Below are 15,258 nucleotides of genomic sequence, written 5' to 3'. Positions count from 1 at the left end.
GGTAACGTTGTCTCCGTGCACGTACTCAGCGTCAGCTCTCTCAAGGGAGGCGTCGGCAAGACGACCGTGACACTCGGGCTGGCCTCAGCGGCTTTCGCCCGAGGAGTCCGGACGCTCGTCGTCGACCTCGACCCGCAGTCCGACGTCTCCACCGGGATGGACATCCAGGTGGCCGGACGACTCAACATCGCCGATGTCCTGGCGAACCCGAAGGAGAAGGTCGTCCGTCAGGCGATCACGTCCAGCGGGTGGGCGAAGGTGCACCCCGGGACGATCGATGTCCTCATCGGCAGTCCCTCCGCGATCAATTTCGACGGCCCGCACCCGAGCGTGCGCGACGTGTGGAAGCTGGAGGAGGCTCTCGCATCCGTCGAGTCCGAGTACGACCTCGTGCTCGTCGACTGCGCACCGTCGCTGAATGCCCTGACCCGCACGGCGTGGGCGGCGAGCGACCGCGTCATGGTCGTCACCGAGCCCGGCCTCTTCTCCGTCGCCGCAGCCGACCGTGCCCTCCGCGCGATCGAGGAGATCCGCCGCGGTCTCTCGCCGCGACTCCAGCCGCTCGGCATCGTGGTGAACCGCGTGCGTCCGCAGTCCATCGAGCACCAGTTCCGCATCAAGGAGCTCCGCGACATGTTCGGCCCTCTCGTGCTCTCCCCCCAGCTTCCGGAACGCACGTCTCTGCAGCAGGCGCAGGGCGCCGCCAAGCCCCTGCACATCTGGCCGGGCGACTCCGCTCAGGAACTCGCCGCCGACTTCGACCAGCTGCTCGACCGCATCATCCGCACCGGACGCATCGCCGTGCCCGAGAGCGGTCAGCAGAGCTGACACGTCCGACGCATACAGCGAAACGGCCGCCCTCTTCGAGGACGGCCGTTTTCTGTCTGTGGGTGAGGCGCTGTATCACGCCGAGCGCTTGGTCCGGCGCGCCGACAGCTCGTCGACCGGGTCGGGCGCCGTCGCGTCGAAGGAGACGAGCGTCGACTCCACCTCGCGGAGGACCTTGCCGACGGCGATGCCGAACACACCCTGCCCGCGGCTGACGAGGTCGATGACCTCGTCGTTCGACGTGCAGAGGTAGACCGAGGCTCCGTCGCTCATGAGCGTGGTTCCGGCCAGGTCGCGGATACCGGCACGCCGGAGCTCTTCGACGGCCGTGCGGATCTGCTGCAGCGAGATGCCGGTGTCGAGAAGGCTCTTCACCAGCTTGAGGACGAGGATGTCACGGAAGCCGTAGAGACGCTGCGAGCCGGAGCCGTTCGCGCCGCGCACGGTGGGCTCGACCAGCTCGGTGCGCGCCCAGTAGTCGAGCTGACGGTAGGTGATACCGGCGGCACGCGCTGCGACCGCACCACGGTAGCCGACCTCGTCATCCATGGCCGGGAGTCCGTCGGTGAAGAGGAGTTCGGGTACGAACCGCGGGTCGCCTGCGAGCTCATCCGCATTCATCTGAAATCCTCTCTGGAACGGTTTCTTCCACGGTAGAGCAGTGCCAGGGCACCGGCAATCACATCCGTGAGGCCGCGAAGGTGTGTCGCAATCAGTTCGTTACGAAAGCACGCGCGAGAGCGCATCCTTGACGAAGAGCGATCGCACCTCGTCGATGCGCGAGGCCAGTTCGGGGGCGAGTTCGCTGGCCTTCGCCCGTGACGCGGCGTCGGTCCGGCGCAGCAGCGCGGACATGGCGGATTCGATCAGGGCGACCTCACGTTCGGCGCCCTGACGCAGCGAGCGCAGGTGCCGTGGCTCGATGCCGTGGCGGTCGAGCGCGACCAGGCCGCGCAGCAGCGTCACGGTCGCCTCGGGATAGCTCTCCTGCGCGGTGATGACCCCTGTGCTGATCGCGTCGTTGAGAAGCTGCGGTCCCGCTCCCGCCGCGGCGAGGAGTTCGTCTCGGCGATAGCGACGGGGCGACGGGGCGATGGACGGCGGTGGCAGCAGCGGGGTCGAGTCCCCGGCGGCATCGGCCTCGTCGAGTTGCTCGCGGATCACGCTCAACGGAAGGTAGTGATCGCGCTGCAGGGTGAGCCCGAGACGGAGACGCTCGATGTCGGACGCCGAGAACTTCCGGTAGCCGGAGTCCGTGCGAGAAGGACTGACGATGCCCTGCACCTCGAGGAACCGCAGTTTGCTGGAGGTCAGGTCGGGAAACTCCGGGGTGAGCCTCGCGAGCACCTGACCGATACTCAGCAGGCCCGCGGACGCAGAGCGTTCGCGGGCGGGAGAGGCCGCCATCAGGCGTTCGCCGCCTGGCGGTCCTGCGGGGAGGCGAAGAAGTTCAGACGGAACTTGCCGACGCGGAGTTCGGAGCCGTCAGCCAGAGTGCTGCGGTCGACGCGCTCACCGTTGACATAGGTGCCGTTGAGCGAGCGCTGGTCGATGATCTCGAACGTCGATCCCGTGCGGGTGATCTCCGCATGCCGACGGGAGACGGTCACATCGTCGAAGAAGATGTCGGCCTCGGGGTGGCGACCCACGGTCGTCACATCGGTGTCGAGGAGGTACCGCGCCCCGGCGAGAGCGCCGGAACGGACCAGCAGAAGAGCCGATCCTGCAGGCAGCGCGGCGATGGCCGTCTGCTCGACGTCGGTGAGCTCCACACCGAACGGCACGAAGGACAGATCGGAATCGTGTCCGAACGTCTGCGTCACGTCGTGTCTCTGCTCACCGGAACGGTGGATCGCGGCTTCTCCGGCCGGTCGGCTGTCGCTGTCAGTCACTGTGCCCTCCTGGTTGTCCAGACTAACGGATGCCGAGGGGCTCGCGGGAGGGCGCATCCACACTCAGCCGTCCCATACCGAGGATTCATAGGCTGTACTCGTGAAGACCAAAGCTCTGAGCCGCTCGGCCGCACCGATCGCCCTCGCCACGACCCTGCTCGCCGCCTTCCTCGTGTTCCTCTCCCCGCTGTCGGCCTCGGCGCACGACGCGCTCGTCTCGTCGTCACCGGCAGCCGACGAGTCGGTCGAGACGGTCCCCGACACGCTGACCCTCACCTTCAGCGCGAAGCTGATCGGCGGCGAGGGCGCGACCGAGGTCGTCGTGACCGACCCCGCGGGGAACCCGATCACGGACGGGCCGGCGACGGTCGACGGTGCGATCGTCACGCAGCCCCTGCAGGGCGCGGGACCGGCCGGTGCCTATCACGTGATCTGGAAGGTCGTGTCGAGCGACGGGCACCCCACCTCCGGCGAGTACTCCTTCACCGTGACCGTGGGGGACGAAGGAGCCGCCACGGAGGAGCCCAGCGCCGCACCGACGACGGCCGCGCCGACCGCGGAGCAGACGGCATCCCCCGAGGTGACGAGCACGCCGACCGCGAACGCGGATGACGAGGCGGGTGGATCGGCGGCGATCTGGATCGTCGCGATCCTCGCTGTGCTCGTGGTCGCCGGCGTGGTCGTCTGGATCGTCATGAGCCGCCGCCGAGGCGCGGCCGCGACCGATTCCGACACCCCCTCGGAGCGATAGGCTTAAGGCATGCCACACTACGACGTCGTCATCCTTGGTGCAGGTCCTGGCGGATACGTCGCTGCGGTTCGCAGCGCGCAGCTCGGTCTCTCCACCGCCATCATCGAGGAGAAGTACTGGGGTGGTGTCTGCCTCAACGTCGGCTGCATCCCCTCCAAGGCGCTCCTGAAGAACGCGGAGCTCGCGCACACCCTGAACCACAAGGCCGACTTCTTCGGGATCTCCGGCGAGTTCACGATCGACTTCGGCAAGGCGTTCGACCGCAGCCGCGAGGTCGCGGAGGGTCGCGTCAAGGGCATCCACTTCCTGATGAAGAAGAACAAGGTGACCGAGTACAACGGTCGCGGCACCTTCACCGGCCCCAAGGCGATCTCGGTCGCCAAGGCCGACGGCTCCACCGAAGAGGTCACGTTCGACAACGTGATCATCGCCACCGGCTCCAAGGTGCGTCTGCTCCCCGGCGTCACGCTCAGCGAGAACGTCGTCACCTACGAAGAGCAGATCATGACCCGGGACCTGCCCGAGTCGATCGTCATCGTCGGCGCCGGCGCCATCGGCATGGAGTTCGCCTACGTCCTGACGAACTACGGCGTCAAGGTGACCATCATCGAGTTCCTCGACCGCGCACTCCCCAACGAGGATGCGGACGTGTCGAAGGAGATCACGAAGCAGTACAAGAACTACGGCGTCGACATCCTCACCTCGACCAAGGTCGAGTCGGTCGTCGACAACGGCTCGTCCGTCACCGTCACCTACACCGGCAAGGACGGACAGCAGTCGTCGATCGAGGCCGGCAAGGTTCTCATGTCGGTCGGGTTCGCCCCGAACATCGAGGGCTTCGGCCTGGAGAAGACCGGCGTGAAGCTGACCGAGCGCGGCGCGATCGACATCGACGACCACATGCGCACCAATGTGGAGGGCATCTACGCGATCGGCGATGTGACCGCCAAGCTGCAGCTCGCCCACGTGGCCGAGGCCCAGGGTGTGGTCGCGGCCGAGACCATCGGCGGCGCCGAGACCCAGACGCTGGGCGACTACCGCATGATGCCGCGTGCGACGTTCTGCTCCCCGCAGGTCGCCTCGTTCGGCCTCACCGAGCAGCAGGCCAAGGACGAGGGACGCGAGATCAAGGTCGCGACCTTCCCGTTCATGGCGAACGGCAAGGCACACGGCCTCGGCGAGCCGGTCGGCTTCGTCAAGCTGATCGCCGACGCCGAGCACCTCGAGCTCATCGGCGCGCACATGATCGGCCCCGATGTGTCGGAGCTCCTCCCCGAGCTGACGCTCGCACAGAAGTGGGACCTCACGGCTCTCGAGCTGGCCCGCAACGTGCACACGCACCCGACGCTGTCGGAGGCGCTGCAGGAGGGCTTCCACGGCCTCGCAGGCCACATGATCAACTTCTGATCGAGACTCCGCAGAAGGCCCGGTCCGCGCACAGCGGACCGGGCCTTCTGCATCCCGGAGCCGGCGTCAGATCCCGCGCATCGTGAGCAGACCCGTCGTCCAGCCCCGCAACGGCGCCGAACCGAGGGCGCGCATCACCAGCTCCCTGCCCTGCACGACCGCAGCCGGCGCCGGCGCGCCCATCGACATGTAGAACCTCGAGCGTCGTCCGGCCATGGCGGCAGCCCGGCGCACGCGATGGTCGTAGGCGGCGAGGTCGGGAACCCGTGTCGGGAGGGAACGGACGAGCTGCTCGGCGAGGCGCACGGCGTCGGCCCACCCCAGGTTCATCCCCTGCCCTCCGATCGGGCTGACCTCGTGCGCGGCATCGCCCAGGAGCACGGCCCTCCCCCGATGCACCCGTGTGGCCATGTGCTGCGCGGCGACGAACGACGCCGGTTGCGCGCCCACCGGGAGCTCGAGGTCGATCCCGGTGCGCTGCCGGACGGCCGTGCGGAAGCCCGCTGCGGAACCGACCCCCTCGTCCCCCTCCCTCACCACCCATCGGCGCCGCCCACCCGGCAGCGGGAAGCACTCGACGAGTCCATCCGGCTCGCAGTGCAGGATCGCGCGGTCATCCGGAGTCTCGTCGTGCACGTCGAGCATCGAATACGACCCGCGCCCCGGCCGAGGACGCCAGCCGATCCGCAGGTCACCGCGCAGTCGGCTCCGCACCCCGTCGGCGACCACCACCATCGATGCGGTGACCTCGCGTGATCCTTCGATCGTCTCCGTCGCGACGACGACCTCGTCATTGGTCTGGCGCACCTCGCGCACCTCGCAGCCGACGACCAGAGCGTCGGGAGCGAGCGCGCGCAGACGGGCGCGCAGCACCGCATCCGTGTGAGGTTGCGGAAGCACCAGGACCGGGCGGTCGCGGTCGAAGGTCAGCGTCGCCAGAGTCCGCCGACGGCTACGCACCTCGCCGCCCGCGAGTCGCAGCGCCTCCGCCCGCACCTCGCCGCCGACCCCTGCCGCGTCCAGGGCATCCAGGCCGGGACGGTGGATGCCGATGGCTCTGGTCCGGTCGTCGGTCCCCGTCCGCCGCTCGCAGATCGTCACCCGCAGCCCCTCCTGCGCCAACAGACAGGCCAGCAGCAGACCGACAGGACCCGCACCGACGATCAGGACGTCATGTTCGGGCATGCGCTCCCACCCACCGCAGCTCCAGTCGAGAGGGCACGCCGCCGCGGACGACCCATCCGGGAGGAGCGATCGCCCTGAGCTCGGCCGTCGTGTACGAGCGGCGGATGCTGATGAGACCGTCCTCACGGATGAACGAGTCCGCGAGGAGGGTGCTCGAGATCGTCCAGGTGGCCGCGGAGAACAGCGCATGAGCGGTGCGGCTCCGGGCGATGTCACGGTGCGAGACCATCCCGCCGGGAGCGACGAGCCGCACGGAGTCGTCGAGCACCGTCCGCAGCTCGGCATCGTCGAGATGATGCAGCACGTGATTGGACAGCACCATGTCGTAGATCTCTCCCGCAGCCACCAGCTCGGTCGTGAGGGCACGACGGTAGCGGATGCCCGCGCCGCGATCGTGCGCCGATGCCCAGCGGATCGCCCGCACGTCGGCGTCGAGCGCGGTGACCTCTGCATCGAAGCCGTCCCGACGCAGTCTCCAGGCGAGCAGCCGACAGAGATCTCCCCCACCCGCACCGACGTCGAGGATACGCAAGGCGCGCGACTGCTCCCTGGCGTGCGCGGCCCGTGGCCGGACGTCACGCCGGTAGAGGCTACCCGGGCGGGAGACCAGAGCGTTCACGAACCCGAACCGCCCATAGGTCCGGGCCAGCATCCGTGCATCGGCGTCCGGGTCGTCCATCAACTCGCGGGTGTCGACGTCCCGCGTCGTGAGAGGCCGGGTCATGAACGAGGCGGTGCCACGACGGTCATCAGCGCGCTCTCGGCGGTCAGCCCCGGCCCGAAAGCCATCGCGGAGACGCGGTCACCGGCACGGGCACCCTCCTCCTCGAGGATCCGTTTCAGGATGAACAGCACGGTCGCGCTGGACATGTTGCCGTTGTTCCGCAGCACCTCCCTGGCCGGGTGCAGTTGAGCGTCGCTGAGGTTCAGCCGCTCCTGCACCTTGTCGAGGATGCTGCGTCCGCCCGGATGGATGGCCCAATGCTGCACGGCTTCCCCCACGCCGCCGCCTTCGAAGGCCTGCCCGAGGTCCTCTTCCGGACTGTACAGCGGCCGGAGCGCACCGATGATGGTCTCGCCGATGATCTGCGGGACGGCCGTGGAGAGGATCATCTCGAAACCGGTGTCTCCGATCGTCCAGGCCATGTCCTTCTCGCCCTCCGGCGCGATCGCGGTGTGGAAGCGATCCAGGCGCAGTGCGGGAACCGGGGAGGGAAGGTCGCGTGCCGTGACGATTCCGGCGGCCGCACCGTCGGCGAACAGCGAAGACGCGACGATCGTGTCGGGGTTCTCCGAGGTGCGAAGGTGAAGGGTGCACAGTTCGACGCTCACGACCAGGACGACCGCGTTCTCGTCCGCGGCGCAGAACTGACTCGCGGCCCGGAGCGCCGGCATCGACGCATAGCAGCCCATGAATCCGAAGTGGAAGCGCTGCACGGCATCGGGGAGGCCGAGCGCGCGCACGATCTCGTACTCGGGACCAGGGGCGTGGAACCCGGTGCAGGAGACCGTGATGACGTGTGTCACATCGGCGGGGCGGAGGTCGGGGTCGGCGTCGATCGCCCGCCGCGCGGCCTCGACGAAGAGCACGGTGGCCTCACGGGTGTAGAAGTCGTTGCGCGCTTTCGTGCCCGGAGCGAGCAGCATGCCCGTTCGGCGGTCGAAGAAGACGGGGTCGGTGACGTCCGAATCGGGTGACAGCTCATCGATCACCGTGTGGCGGGTGTCGATGCCCGAGACGTTGAACGAGGTCGTGACGATCCGTTGCGCGAGTCTTCCCAGGTCGGGCTGCTGTGCGAAGACGTCACGCACCTGCTCCTGCACGAGAACGGTGTCGGGGACGATCGTCTGCAGCGATCGAAGCACAGGCGTTCGGCTCATGGTGTCACTCAAGCACTGCGCACCGCTCGGGGGGAAGGGGTTGCGCCCGAGCGCTGTCCGCCCTAGACGCCGAGAGCTCTGGCGAGCTTCGACCCCGACGCCGACTCCGTGCCTCCGGCAGCAGCCACCGCCTGCTCCACCGCGTCGAAGAACGCGGTGCGTCCCGCCTCATCGGTGGGCGCGGCTGGACCGAGTTCCATCTCCCATTCACGCCATTCGCGCGTCACGTTCCCGCGCAGATCGGTCGCTCGCACCCGATCGTCGACGAACTCGGCGACCACCCCGTGCGGGCCGCTGAGCAGATAGGCGGTGCGGTCGTTCTCGATCCGGGCGAGCGGGGTGAGCGGAGCTGTCGTCCATTCGGAGATGGTCTCGGCCACGGCGGGAGGGAGCGTGTCGCCCTCTCCCAGCGGCCAGCCGAGTTCGAGTCGACCGTCTCCCTGTCGCGGGCCCTTCACGTGCCAGCCCTCGTCGGGGCCGCCGGTGCGACGACGCAGCGCCACTCCGGCACGCGAGAGAGTGCCGTCAGCGGTGTCGAAGTACCGGGCGTCCAGGGCGCGGACCTCTCCGGTGCTGACCGCCTCGACGCCGGGGATCCTCTCCCACCGGGGCAACGGGGTCTCGAGGTCGACGTCGTACTTGCGCTCGACCTCGACCGTGCGGGACGGCTCAGTCATCCTCGAGGGTGAGGTCCTCGAGCGACTCCTCGAACCAGTAGTCGACCTCGGTGGGACCGTCGCCCTCTCCGGTGTTCTGCGGTTCGCCGCGGCGGTTGTACACCACCTGCGTCTCGCTGTAGGGGACGATCAGCTTGTCGTCCGCGTCGCCGAGGGGGATGATCTGCCCGTCGAGCGGGCCGCCGTGAAGTCGTGCGAGTGCCATGTGCTCAGGGTAGCCCCGTCGTCGCGGAATGCGGGCGAGGCGTGCGGGTTCAGCCGAAGGCGACTCCGAGCAGGGCGCCGGCGATCATCCAGGGCCCGAAGGCGATGCGGGTCGCTCCGTCGGCTCTGCGCAGCAGGATGAGCACCAGCGCATAGAGCGCGCCCAGCACGAATGCCGAGGCCGCCCCGATCATCAGCGCCTGCCAGCCGTGCCATCCCAGCACCAGGCCGATGACGGCGGCGAGCTTCACGTCTCCCCCGCCCATCCCCGCGCGGCTGACCATCCGCAGCACGGCATAGAAACCACCGAGGACCACAAGGCCGATAGCGGCGCGCACGGACGACGCCCACTGCCCTGCGGCGAGAGCATCGATCGACACGAGCACCAGGAGGACACCGAGCGTCGGCATCACGATCCGATCGGGGAGACGGTGAGTGCGGGCGTCGATCACGATGAGCCAGCCTCCGACACCGATCAAGGCAGCATGCACGAGCGCGATGAGCGTGAGCCGGATGTCCATCCCGGCAGGTTAGGAGATCGAGGGAGCACTCTCCGACAGCCTGTGGACAACCCCCTGGCGAATGTCCGATGTACGAACTATCGTCGATCAGACGACTTGTTATATTAGAATATATCTTCGAGAAAGGATGCAGGTGATCGGGCTCGACGCAATCGCCTCGCTCTCCCCCACGGGCGACTCCCGTGCGGGAGAAGTGCTGCGGCTGCGTCGCGAGATCAGCCGGATGCAACGACGGCGCAGCGAACAGGCGCTGCTGCCCCTCGACCCTGCTTTCGCCTCACTCCTTCCGGAAGGGGGACTGCAGACCGGCACCTCCTACTCCGTGTCCCCTTCACCCAGCCTCGTCCTCGCGCTGCTCGGCGCCGCGTCGCAGAAGGGGCTGTGGTGCGCCGTGGTCGGCATGCCGACCCTCGGCGTGGAAGCCGCAGCCGCATTCGGCATCGACCTCGCCCGCCTGATCCTCGTACCGACGCCGGGAGATCGCTGGCTCGCCGCGACATCCGCTCTGGCCGAGGTCGTGCCCCTGATCGTCGTCTCCCCCGGCTCACGCGCACGAGACGCCGATGTCGCCCGGTTGAGCGCTCGTCTGCGCGATCGCGGTTGCACACTCCTCGTCACCGAGACACCGGGGGCGGAGCGCTGGCCACAGAGCGAAGGAACCATACGCCTGCATGACCCGCACTGGCACGGACTCGGCGCCGGATGGGGACTGCTCTCGGACTGCACGGTCACGGTGACCGCCCGGACACGGCACAGCCCTCGTCCGTCGAGCGTGCGCGTGCAGCTGCCAGGAGGACATGGTGCGGTCGAGACCGTCGGAGCCGAGCTCACCGCGCTGCCGGCGCTCGCTCCGGAGACCGCCATATCGAGCGGATCCCCGCCACCTGAGCTCCTGCGATGGGCGGAAGCCGGATGAAAAGCCCGCTCCGTGTGCTGGTGCTGTGGTTCCCCGATTGGCCGATGCGGGCGGCGCTCGGCATCGCTCCCCCGCACCCGCCCACCGCCCTGGTGCAGGCGAACACGATCGTCGCCTGCACCGCGTCCGCCAGGGAGCACGGTGTGCGCACCGGTCAGCGCCGCAGGATCGCGCAGGGGCACCTCGCCTCTTTGCGCGTGCTCTCCCACGACCCCGACCGCGACGAGCGGGCCTTCCTGCCGGTGCTGCACCTGATCGAGAAGCATGCGCCAGGGGTCACGCTGCTGCGACCGGGACTCGCGATCCTCCGCGCCAGAGGCATCTCCCGCTATCACGGAGGAGAGGCGGAAGCCGCCGAAGCCCTCACCGCCGTCCTGGCCGATGCAGGGTTCCCCGAGGTGCGGGTCGGCGTCGCCGACGGCCCGTTCACGGCTGAGATCGCGGCGCGCGGCACCGCACCCTGCACTGTGGTGCCGCAGGGGGCGTCCGGAGAGTTCCTGGCACCGTATCCCGTCCAGGTGCTGCGCGACGAGCAGATCGCCGGACTCCTCGTCAGGCTCGGCGTGCGCACGCTCGGTGAATTCGCATCCCTCACCGCGCTCGACGTGCGCGACCGTTTCGGCGAGCACGGCGCCCGCTTGCACGCCCTCGCCGCCGGTGCCGACTCCCGTCCGCTGACGCCGCGCCCGCCCGATCCGGAGCTGGTGCGGGCCATCGAGTTCGACTCCCCGCTGGGGGGAACGGACCAGGTGGCCTTCGCGGTGCGTCAGACGGCGGACGCGGTGATGCTCGCTCTGGGCGACGCCTCCCTCGTCTGCACGGAGGTGCGGATCGATCTGACCGACGACAACGGCGCCGTCTTCTCCCGGTCCTGGCTGCATCCGACCTGTTTCGACGCCTCCGACCTCGTCGACCGGGTGCGCTGGCAGCTGGAATCCCTGGCCGCGCAGTCCGCGAAGGAGCCGGTCGACGAGGCGCGGGCGTTCGGCGGCATCGTGGCGGTGCGGATCGTCCCCGCGGCCGTGGACGATGCCGCGCACCACCAGCCGGGGCTCTTCGGCTCCGGCACGGATGAACGTCTGCACCATGCGGTCTCGCGCGTGCAGACCATGCTGGGCCATCAGGGCGTGGTCACCGCCGCCGTCGCCGGTGGTCGCTGGCTCGCGGATCGCCAGGTGCTCACCCCGTGGGGAGAGCGCACCGTCCCGCCCCGCGACCCCGGCTCCCCGTGGCCGGGGAGCCTTCCCGACCCCCTGCCGGCCGAGGTCTTCCGACCGCCGAGACCCATCGGCGTGGTCGCTGCGGACGAGAGCACCATCAGCGTCGATGAGCGGGGTTCGCTCTCGAACGACCCCGCCCGCATCGACGGATCCGCCGTGCAGGCCTGGGCAGGACCCTGGCCCGTGCACGAACGACGCTGGGCGCCAGGGGGCGGGAAGCGGGGACACCGGCTCCAGATCGTCGACGACGACGACCGTGCGTGGTTGGTGTTCTGCACCGGCGAGCGCTGGTGGGCCGAGGGGAGGTACCGCTGATGGGCTGGCACAATCCGCCGCTGTCCTGGAACGATCTGGAGCGCACCCTCAGCGGCGAGGAGTCGCGCCCCCCGGTCGCCGAGCCCCGAGGGCAGCGGAGGGATCCGGGACCGGTGAGCCGCCGACGCAAGCGCACTCCCCCCGTCGCCGTCCCCCGCCCCGCGGACGCGGTCCCCTACGCCGAGCTGCACGCTCATTCGTCGTACTCGTTCCTCGACGGGGCGTCGTCCCCCGAAGACCTCCTCGCCGAGGCCGAGCGACTCGGCCTGACCGCTCTCGCCCTCACCGACCACGACGGCTTCTACGGAGCCGCGCGCTTCGCCGAGGTGGCCGATCTCATGGAGAGCCCGCTGCAGACGGTGTTCGGGGCAGAGCTGTCGCTCGACCTGCCGGCGCCGCAACGGGGTTCCGCGGATCCCGCAGGCGAGCACCTGCTGGTCCTCGCCCGAGGCATGGAGGGATACCACCGACTCTCGGGGGCGATCACTTCTGCGCAGCTGCGGGGAGGTGAGAAGGGGCGCCCGGTCTACGACCTGGACGATCTCGTGGCACGCGCGGACGGGCACTGGACGATCCTGACCGGATGTCGGAAGGGCGCCGTGCGTCGCGGACTCGAAGCGGGGGACGCGGGCACGCCGCTGGGGTCGCTCGTCGACCTGTTCGGAAGCGACAACGTCGTCGTCGAGCTCTTCGATCACGGCGACCCCCTCGACACTCGACGCAACGACGCTCTCGCCGACCTGGCGCGTCGGATGCGGCTGCCGGTGGTCGCGACCAACAACGTGCACTACGCCACACCGGCACAGGCGCCGCTCGCCGAGGCCGTGGCCGCGGTCCGCGCGGTGCGCAGCATGGACGAGCTCGACGGCTGGCTGCCCGCGCACGGAGGGGCGCATCTGCGCAGCGGTGCGGAGATGGCGGCGCGCTTCCAGCGGCACCCCGGGGCGATCTCGTACGGGCTCGAGCTGGCCGCGACCTCGGCCTTCCCGCTTCGCCTGGCTCGACCGGCCCTGCCGCAGCAGAAGGTTCCGGAGGGGCACACTCCGATGACCTGGCTGCGTCACCTGGTGTGGGAGGCCGTGCCGTCGAAGTATCCACGACTGGACGATGACGGCCGGCACCGGATCGCCCGCGAGCTCGACGTGATCGAGGAGAAGGACTTCCCGGGGTACTTCCTGATCGTGCACGGCATCGTCGCGGAGGCCCGGAGGCGCGGCATCCTCTGCCAGGGCAGGGGGTCGGCTGCGGCGAGCGCGGTCTGCTACCTGCTGGGCATCACCGCGGTCGATCCGATCCTCTACCGTCTGCCCTTCGAGCGGTTCCTCGCGACCACGCGGACGGAGGAGCCGGACATCGACGTCGACTTCGACTCCGACCGCCGTGAGGAGATCATCCAGTGGGTGTACGCGGAGTACGGGAGGGAGCGGGCTGCCCAGGTGGCGAACGTCATCCAGTACCGCCCCAAGAATGCGGTGCGCGACATGGCCAGGGCTCTCGGCCACTCCCCGGGCCAGCAGGATGCCTGGTCCCGCCAGGTCGACGGCTGGGGAGCGGGACTGGAACCCGCAGAGGGGCACGACATCCCCGAGAACGTGCTCGCCTACGCCGGAGAGCTGCTGAAGGCGCCTCGACATCTCGGCATCCATTCCGGGGGCATGGTGCTCACCGCGCGCCCCGTCGGAGAGGTCGTTCCTGTGGAGCACGCCCGCATGGAGAACCGCACGGTCATCCAGTGGGACAAGGACGATGCCGCCTTCATGGGGTTGGTGAAGTTCGATCTGCTGGGACTCGGGATGCTCGCCGCCCTCCAGCACTGCTTCGACCTGATCCGGGAGACCACGGGTGAGGAGTGGACGCTCGAGACGATCCCGAAGGAGGAGGCCGGCGTCTACGACATGCTCTGCCGCGCGGACTCGATCGGCGTCTTCCAGGTGGAGTCCCGTGCTCAGATAGGGCTGCTCCCCCGCCTGCAACCGCGGAGCTTCTACGACCTCGCCATCCAGATCGCCCTCATCCGGCCCGGCCCCATCCAGGGCGGGGCCGTGCACCCGTTCGTCCGGCGCAAGATGGCGAAGGACCGCGTCGACGAGGAGAACCGGGAACGGGGGTCTCGGGGAGAACCGCCGGTGGAGTTCACCATCCCCTACCCGCACAGCGATCTGGAGGACATCCTGAAGCGCACGCTGGGCATCCCGATCTTCCAGGAACAGCTCATCCAGATGGCCACCGCCGTGGGCGACTGCACAGCGGACGAAGCCGATCTGCTGCGCCGGGCCATGGGCTCCAAACGGGGCCTCGAGAGGATCGAGAAGGTCAGGGACAAGCTTTATGCGGGGATGGCGAGGCGCGGGCTCGTCGACGAGGCGGCGGATCGTATCTATGCGCAGATCCAGGCGTTCTCCAACTTCGGTTTCGCCGAATCGCACTCGCTGTCGTTCGCACTCCTCGTCTATGCCAGCTCCTGGTTGAAGCTGCACTACCCCGCCGCGTTCCTCGCGGGACTCCTGCGCTCGCAGCCCATGGGCTTCTACTCCGCCGCGACCCTGACCGCGGATGCCCGACGGCACGGAGTGGAGGTGCGCCGCCCCGATCTGCATCTCTCCGGTGCGATGGAGCTGCTGGAGCCGCTCTCCTCGGACACCCCGAGAGGGCCGACCGGCCAGGATCCGTGCCTGAGCGTCCCTCAGCCGCCGGTGCTGCGCTTCGACAGGTCTGCCGCGGATAAATCCGCCGCGCACCGCAGAGACGGCGGGTCCGCTGTGCGGCTGGGACTCGGCGGCATCCGTGGGATCGGCATGGCGATGGCCGAGAAGATCGTCGCCGAGCGCGAAGCGAACGGCCTCTATCGGGACCTGAACGACCTGGTCAGACGCACGGATGCCACAGCCGCCCAGCTGGAGGCGCTCGCCACCGCCGGGGCCTTCGACTGTCTGGGCCTGGAACGCCGGGAGGCCATCTGGATGGCGGGAGCCGCCGCCGAGGATCGCTCCCGTTTCCTCCCGGGGACCACAGTCGCGGTGCAGCCGCCCCTGTTCGCCGATCAGAGCAGCTACGAGCGGCTCTCCGCCGACCTGTGGGCGACCGGGGTGTCGACCGACGACCATCCCCTGACGCACTTCCGGGAGGCTCTGCGCGCTCGCGGCGTGCTGACAGCGGTCGAATTGCAGAGGCACGAGGCGGGTCGACGCATCGAGGTCGCCGGGCTCGTCACCCATCGTCAACGACCGGCCACGGCTTCCGGGATCACCTTCGTGAACCTCGAGGATGAGAGCGGGCTGGTGAACGTCGTCTGCTCGGCCGGGGTCTGGAACCGCTACCGCCGCGTGGCCCGAGACTCACCGGCGCTCATCATCCGCGGCATCCTGGAACGATCGGCCGAGGGCGTGGTCAATGTGCTGGCCGATGGGTTCGAGGATCTGCGCACCGGTCTCACCCATCGCTCCAGAGACTTCCGGTGACGC

General features: G+C 69.1%; 15 protein-coding genes. 6 read left to right on the top strand and 9 right to left on the bottom strand.

The window, feature by feature from the left end:
• The first annotated feature begins 15 nt into the window (after positions 1–15).
• Positions 16–828: a ParA family protein gene (locus HDC31_RS17460; RefSeq protein WP_046749338.1), complete on the top strand. Its 813-nt coding sequence runs from the start codon at positions 16–18 to the stop codon at positions 826–828.
• Between the two features lie 75 nt (positions 829–903).
• Here the strand turns inward: HDC31_RS17460 and HDC31_RS17455 are convergent, their stop codons facing one another.
• The 3 genes from HDC31_RS17455 to HDC31_RS17445 all read right to left on the bottom strand — a co-directional run bounded on the left by HDC31_RS17455 (position 904) and on the right by HDC31_RS17445 (position 2,720).
• The gene (locus tag HDC31_RS17455; protein ID WP_046749339.1) at positions 904–1,449 is read right to left on the bottom strand and encodes a MerR family transcriptional regulator; all 546 of its coding nucleotides are present in this window, start codon (positions 1,447–1,449) and stop codon (positions 904–906) included.
• A gap of 99 nt (positions 1,450–1,548) precedes the next feature.
• Positions 1,549–2,235: a MerR family transcriptional regulator gene (locus tag HDC31_RS17450; RefSeq protein WP_046749340.1), complete on the bottom strand. Its 687-nt coding sequence runs from the start codon at positions 2,233–2,235 to the stop codon at positions 1,549–1,551.
• The gene (locus HDC31_RS17445) at positions 2,235–2,720 is read right to left on the bottom strand and encodes an FHA domain-containing protein (protein ID WP_046749341.1); all 486 of its coding nucleotides are present in this window, start codon (positions 2,718–2,720) and stop codon (positions 2,235–2,237) included. The genes HDC31_RS17450 and HDC31_RS17445 overlap by 1 nt, the downstream gene beginning before the upstream one ends.
• 100 nt (positions 2,721–2,820) lie before the next feature.
• On the opposite strand from HDC31_RS17445, the gene HDC31_RS17440 reads away from it, so the two are divergent.
• The gene (locus HDC31_RS17440; RefSeq protein ID WP_113680238.1) at positions 2,821–3,471 is read left to right on the top strand and encodes a copper resistance CopC family protein; all 651 of its coding nucleotides are present in this window, start codon (positions 2,821–2,823) and stop codon (positions 3,469–3,471) included.
• A 9-nt stretch (positions 3,472–3,480) separates the two neighbouring features.
• A complete protein-coding gene (lpdA, locus tag HDC31_RS17435) occupies positions 3,481–4,878 on the top strand; it encodes a dihydrolipoyl dehydrogenase (RefSeq protein WP_046749343.1) in 1,398 nt (465 codons plus the stop codon).
• A gap of 66 nt (positions 4,879–4,944) precedes the next feature.
• On the opposite strand, the gene HDC31_RS17430 is transcribed toward lpdA, so the two are convergent.
• The 6 genes from HDC31_RS17430 to HDC31_RS17405 all read right to left on the bottom strand — a co-directional run bounded on the left by HDC31_RS17430 (position 4,945) and on the right by HDC31_RS17405 (position 9,346).
• Positions 4,945–6,063, bottom strand: a complete 1,119-nt coding sequence (locus HDC31_RS17430; protein ID WP_113680239.1) for an NAD(P)/FAD-dependent oxidoreductase — start codon at positions 6,061–6,063, stop codon at positions 4,945–4,947.
• Positions 6,050–6,787 (bottom strand): methyltransferase domain-containing protein, encoded by a 738-nt coding sequence (locus HDC31_RS17425; RefSeq protein ID WP_113680240.1) that lies wholly within the window; start codon positions 6,785–6,787, stop codon positions 6,050–6,052. Before HDC31_RS17425 ends, HDC31_RS17430 begins: the two co-directional genes overlap by 14 nt.
• Positions 6,784–7,944: a type III polyketide synthase gene (locus HDC31_RS17420; RefSeq protein ID WP_218867898.1), complete on the bottom strand. Its 1,161-nt coding sequence runs from the start codon at positions 7,942–7,944 to the stop codon at positions 6,784–6,786. Before HDC31_RS17420 ends, HDC31_RS17425 begins: the two co-directional genes overlap by 4 nt.
• Before the next feature lie 62 nt (positions 7,945–8,006).
• Positions 8,007–8,621, bottom strand: coding sequence for a CYTH domain-containing protein (locus HDC31_RS17415; RefSeq protein ID WP_113680241.1), 615 nt, complete (start codon positions 8,619–8,621; stop codon positions 8,007–8,009).
• The gene (locus HDC31_RS17410; RefSeq protein WP_046749348.1) at positions 8,614–8,826 is read right to left on the bottom strand and encodes a hypothetical protein; all 213 of its coding nucleotides are present in this window, start codon (positions 8,824–8,826) and stop codon (positions 8,614–8,616) included. The genes HDC31_RS17415 and HDC31_RS17410 overlap by 8 nt, the downstream gene beginning before the upstream one ends.
• Before the next feature lie 49 nt (positions 8,827–8,875).
• Positions 8,876–9,346, bottom strand: coding sequence for an A24 family peptidase (locus HDC31_RS17405; RefSeq protein WP_113680242.1), 471 nt, complete (start codon positions 9,344–9,346; stop codon positions 8,876–8,878).
• Between the two features lie 127 nt (positions 9,347–9,473).
• Here HDC31_RS17405 and HDC31_RS17400 point away from each other — a divergent pair, with 127 nt between their 5' ends.
• From HDC31_RS17400 to HDC31_RS17390, 3 genes are read left to right on the top strand one after another with little or no spacing between them, the layout of a single operon-like run.
• Complete coding sequence (locus HDC31_RS17400) at positions 9,474–10,262, top strand: hypothetical protein (protein WP_113680243.1); 789 nt, start codon at positions 9,474–9,476, stop codon at positions 10,260–10,262.
• Positions 10,259–11,797, top strand: coding sequence for a DNA polymerase Y family protein (locus tag HDC31_RS17395; protein ID WP_179516384.1), 1,539 nt, complete (start codon positions 10,259–10,261; stop codon positions 11,795–11,797). The genes HDC31_RS17400 and HDC31_RS17395 overlap by 4 nt, the downstream gene beginning before the upstream one ends.
• Positions 11,797–15,255, top strand: a complete 3,459-nt coding sequence (locus HDC31_RS17390; RefSeq protein WP_179516383.1) for an error-prone DNA polymerase — start codon at positions 11,797–11,799, stop codon at positions 15,253–15,255. Before HDC31_RS17395 ends, HDC31_RS17390 begins: the two co-directional genes overlap by 1 nt.
• Positions 15,256–15,258: the final 3 nt, after the last annotated feature.

It is taken from the genome of Microbacterium sp. JAI119, assembly GCF_013410135.1.
Lineage (GTDB): Bacteria > Actinomycetota > Actinomycetes > Actinomycetales > Microbacteriaceae > Microbacterium > Microbacterium oxydans.
This window is presented reverse-complemented; position numbering and strand designations above follow the sequence as displayed.